General features: G+C 63.6%; 3 protein-coding genes and 2 pseudogenes. 3 read left to right on the plus strand and 2 right to left on the minus strand.

Annotation, left to right across the window (positions count from 1 at the left end; translation table 11 throughout):
- From EOC06_RS41720 to EOC06_RS05025, 3 genes and pseudogenes are all read left to right on the plus strand, one after another.
- Positions 1-453 (plus strand): annotated as a pseudogene (locus tag EOC06_RS41720) (polyprenyl synthetase family protein); the annotation flags it as partial.
- Between the two features lie 160 nt (positions 454-613).
- Positions 614-1,420 carry a class I SAM-dependent methyltransferase gene (locus tag EOC06_RS05020; RefSeq protein WP_128307234.1) on the plus strand — a complete coding sequence of 269 codons (807 nt, stop codon included), beginning with the start codon at positions 614-616 and terminating at the stop codon, positions 1,418-1,420.
- Between the two features lie 114 nt (positions 1,421-1,534).
- On the plus strand, positions 1,535-3,874 hold the full coding sequence (locus tag EOC06_RS05025; protein ID WP_128307235.1) for a response regulator: 2,340 nt from the start codon (positions 1,535-1,537) through the stop codon (positions 3,872-3,874).
- Positions 3,875-3,893: 19 nt separating this feature from the next.
- Here EOC06_RS05025 and EOC06_RS05030 read toward each other — a convergent pair whose 3' ends face one another.
- Both EOC06_RS05030 and EOC06_RS41725 read right to left on the minus strand, forming a co-directional pair.
- A complete protein-coding gene (locus tag EOC06_RS05030) occupies positions 3,894-4,649 on the minus strand; it encodes a Stf0 family sulfotransferase (protein ID WP_164898471.1) in 756 nt (251 codons plus the stop codon).
- A 147-nt stretch (positions 4,650-4,796) separates the two neighbouring features.
- Positions 4,797-4,888 (minus strand): annotated as a pseudogene (locus tag EOC06_RS41725) (lytic transglycosylase); the annotation flags it as partial.

Raw genomic sequence — 4,888 nt, forward strand, 5'->3', positions numbered from 1 at the left:
GACCACGCCGCCGGACCCGGCGGCATGGTCGGCGGCCAGAAGCTCGACCTCGAAGCCGAACAGACGCCGCCGGACGAGGCCGGCATCATCCGGCTGCAGGCGATGAAGACCGGCGCTCTGATCCGTTTCGCCTGCGAGGCAGGTGCCCTCATCGCCGGCGCCCCGGCCGATGACCGCGAGCGACTGGCCGAATTCGGCTCGGCGATTGGTCTTGCCTTCCAGCTTGCCGACGACCTGCTCGATTTGACCGCCGATGCCAGCCAGATGGGCAAGGCAACCGGCAAGGACGCCGCCGCCGGCAAGGCGACGCTGGTGGCCTTGCATGGTCCGAATTGGGCGCGCAGCCAGTTGCACGGCCTTGTCGCACAGGCGCATGCGCTGCTTGAGCCCTATGGCGACGATGCCCAATTGCTGAAAGAAGCGGCGACGTTCGTGGCGACCCGCACCAGTTGAGGTTGGCGCCAACCGAGATATCGAGCTGACTAAAGTTGCTCGTCCTCCGCCGGCCAATTTAGAAATAGAACTTGAGCGGAAGCCTGCCGAGGCAGAGGATCGACATCGCTTTTCCATCCGCACGGCACGCACGCGGTGCGGATAGAGTTGGAGGGGTGCCATGTCGACCACCGACAAGCTGTTCAGCGGCTCCATTGCCGAGGTCTACGACCGGGCGATGGTGCCGCTGATCTTCGAGCCATATGCACGGGATCTGGCAGAGCGGGTGTCGAAGCTCGGGCCGCAATCGGTGCTCGAAGTGGCGGCGGGCACCGGTGTGGTGACACGTGCGATGGCAGCAAAGTTGCCGGCGCAAGCCCGCATCGTGGTCACCGACCTCAACCAGCCCATGCTCGACCACGCGCGCACGCGGATGGCGGACGATCCTCGGATCACCTGGCGGCAAGCCGACGCCCAGGCGCTGCCCTTCGAGGACGCACAGTTCGACGCCGTGGTTTGCCAGTTTGGCGCGATGTTCTTCCCCGATCGGGTGGGCGCCTACGGCCAAGCGCGGCGGGTGATGCGGCCGGGCGGGCACTTCCTGTTCAACGTCTGGAGTGCCATCGAAGACAACGAGTTCGCCGAGGAAGTGACGCGGGCGCTCGGCCATTTTTTCCCGGCCGATCCGCCTCGCTTCATGGCGAGGACGCCGCATGGCTATCACGATGCGGACGTCATCCGCGCCGACCTACATGCCGCCGGCTTCGGTAATATCACCGTAGAGCCGCTGGATGCTGTCAGCGCCGCTTCCTCGCCATATGAGGCGGCGGCCGCCTATTGCCAGGGCACACCCCTGCGGGCCGAGATCGAGGCGCGCGGCGGCTCGCTGGAGGAGGCCACGCGATACGTGGCGAATGCCCTTGGGAAACGGTTCGGGGAAGGCCCGGTGCGTGGCCGCATCCGCGCCCTCGTCGTGGAAGCGGCCTAGGCGTGCTGTCCATCCGGCGGTTCGCATGGCCTGCCTGCCCTCACGAACGAAATTTTAATGTAAATGAAGCGTAATCCCGGCCATTAAAATGGTGCGTATGTGTTGGGGTTGCGCATGCCTGAATATTCGTCCTTCATCCGGTCGGTCCGGATCCGCTATATTTCAGGGTTGCTGATCTTCGCGCTGGCTTCCGCCGGTATCGTGATTGCGCTTGACCGCGTCAATTCCTTTCGCCGCGACATCGATGCGCTGAGCAGCAATCTCGTCATCTTCACCCGCGACCTGCGCAACGCGACCAGCTTCGCCGAGACGACCGGCACCGCCTGGCGGGCGGAGACACGCGATGCCCTGACCACATCGGCGCGCGGCCATTCGGAGCGCCTGACCGGCGAGATCGAGACGCTGACCGCCCAGCTTGCGGCGATCAAGCCGCGGCTGTCGATCAAGACCGTCAACGAACTCCAGTCCGCTTCCGTCAACGGCGATCTATTCTGGTCGCCGCGCGACATGGTGCGCAATTTCAACCTGATGTCGATGGCGCAAAAGGTCGACGAGTGGAGCTATCGCGAAATCCGCAACCAGAACGACCTGTTCGCCCAGCCGATGCTGGTCCGCGTCCGCACCGCCATGGATGATGAGCGCCACCTGGCCGATGCCTCAAGCGACAGGCTGCTGCTGTGGGCGAGCGGCATCCTGTTCGCGGCACTTGCCATCGTCGCCTTCTGGATCTTCCGCCCGATGGAAGTGGCAATCCGCCGCGCCTTTGCCGAATCCGCCGAATCCCTGTTCAAGGCCGAGGCCGCCGACCGCGCCAAATCGGAATTCCTGGCTAATATGAGCCACGAAATCCGCACGCCGATGAACGGTGTGCTCGGCATGGCCGAACTGCTGGCCAAGACCGATCTGACCCCGCGCCAGAAGACCTTCACCGACGTCATCGTCAAATCCGGCAACGCGCTGCTCACCATCATCAACGACATCCTCGATTTCTCCAAGATCAATGCCGGGCAACTCACTCTCGACCCTGCTCCCTTCCGCCTTTCCGAGGCGGTCGAGGATGTGGCGACGCTGGTCTCGGCGCGCGTCGCCGAAAAGAACCTCGAACTGATCGTGCGTGTCGACCCGCGCCTGCCGGCCCATGTCGTCGGTGACGCCGGCCGGTTCCGGCAGATCATCACCAACCTGCTCGGCAATGCCGTGAAGTTCACCGAGAAGGGTCATGTGCTGATCGATGTCGGCGGCGAAATCGTCAACGACGTGGTCCAGCTCAAGGTCCGCGTCGAAGACACCGGCATCGGCATACCGGCCGAGAAACTGCAGAACGTGTTCGAAAAATTCGCGCAGGTGGACGGCTCGTCCACCCGCCGTCATGAAGGCACGGGGCTTGGCTTGGCCATCGCCGCCCGCCTCGTCGACCTGATGGCAGGCAAGATCGGCGTCGAAAGCGAGATCGGCCGTGGCTCCGTGTTCTGGTTCGCTGTGCCGCTGCCCGCGCATCAGGCCGCGGCGCGCGACGAGATCGTGCCGGTCGACGTCACCGGCGCGCGCGTGCTGGTCATCGACGACAATCCGGTCAACCGCGAAATCCTGCTCGAGCAGCTCAGAAGCTGGAGCTTCGACTGTGCCGCCGCCGAAAGCGGCGCCGTCGGCCTGGCCTTCCTCGACCGCGCCTTTCAACTCGGCGCCGCCGTCGACTGCATCATCCTCGACTACCAGATGCCGGGCATGAACGGCGCCGACGTCGCCAGAGCCATTGCTTCCGACAGCCGCCTGTCGGCCATCCCGATCGTTATCCTGACCTCGGTCGACCAGGTCGATTTCGGCAAGATGATCATCGACTTCGGCATTGCCGCGCATCTGACCAAACCGGCGCGCTCCGCGGTGCTGCTCGGCACCGTCATCTCGGTGATTCAGAAGGCCCGTTCGCAGGTCGGCAAGGCGCGGTTCGTCCGCGAACCGATCGTGCAGGCTCCCCTGGCAGCGCCGCCCGCCTTCACCGTCATCCGCGGCCCGGCAATGCCGGTCGCGGCAGCGCCGGAATCGACAACCGCGCCGAACGGACCGATCGACATCCTCATTGCCGAGGACAATGACGTGAACCAGTTGGTCTTCGGCCAGATCCTCAATGGGTTGGGCTTGAGCTACCGTATCGCCGGCAATGGCCGCACGGCGGTCGAAATGTACCGGGCGCTGCGCCCCAAGCTGATCCTGATGGACGTTTCGATGCCCGAAATGAACGGCTACGAGGCGACCCGCGCCATCCGGGCGATGGAGGTCTCGACGGGCGCCCACATCCCGATCATCGGCGTCACCGCACACGCGCTGAAGGGCGATCGCGACAAGTGCATCGATTCAGGCATGGACGACTATCTGCCGAAGCCCGTTTCGCCCGACCGCCTAGGCACCAAGATCGGCACCTGGCTCAGCGAGACCGTCGTGGCCAAGACCGCCTGACTGCATCCATGAGGATGCGTCAGACGGCGGCAGCCTCCAGACGATAGCGGCGCATCCAGTCGAGGCTTGTCGCGTCAGCAAGCTTTGCAACGCCGGGGCTTACATCCTCCTCGTCAGGTGCTGGGACTCCCAGGGCTTCGCAGATGCCTAGCAACGTCGCAGCCGGATTGCCTGAAAGGCGCTCATAGCCGACGCGCAGCGGGGATATGCCTTGCTCTGCGAACCAAATGTTCCAGGCCGCGTCATAGGTCTCGAGTTCCGTGACCTCTCGTTTGATACGCTCGAAATCATATTGGGGCTCTTTCGGCGGTGCGACCCTTTCGATCTCGGTGCCATCGGGAGCGATATGCCAAAGACCGGTCTGCTCCGCCTTGATCAGGGAGACAGCCTGCGCGAGCTTGTTCTCCCGCGAGAGGTGTATGTAGAGGACGCGGCCAAAGGCCTTTTCAAGACGCGCTCTGTCCGACGGCAGTTTCGGGAAAATCCGGTCGAGGGTTGCCGAGAGTTCATCCAGATTTTCGCGCATCAAGCGAAGGCCGAAGAGGCCGGTCCCACCCTTGCCGGCAGCGATCGCCGCGTTGAGATAGGCGACATTGAAGTCGAGCTCACTCATCGTGTCGCGATCGGGCAGCTTCCACTCTTCAGCCCACTCCAGCACATCCTGCCGCCGATAGAATGAGTGCGGATCGCCAGTCGTCTTCGTGGATGCCAGAAGCTTGCACAGCAGCGTGCTACCGGTCCTCGGCGTGCCGCAGATGATGTATCCATCGAACATGTTGAGACCCATGCTGCTCGTCAAAGACAGGGCCGCCGCCCAGTAAGGATGGCGGCCGCTATAGCTGAAATCTTTGCTGGATGCGACGTCACGGCTATCGCTTTTAAATGCCTCTCCCGGACAAACACCATGCCGGCAGCGGCCAAATTACCGGTTGCGCACCACCACGCACGCCCCACCGACACTTTGCAATTTCTGGCAAATAACGTTGGCATCGGCGCGGCGGTCGACACCGATCC

Source organism: Mesorhizobium sp. M7A.F.Ca.MR.362.00.0.0, assembly GCF_004023175.1.
Taxonomy (GTDB): domain Bacteria; phylum Pseudomonadota; class Alphaproteobacteria; order Rhizobiales; family Rhizobiaceae; genus Mesorhizobium.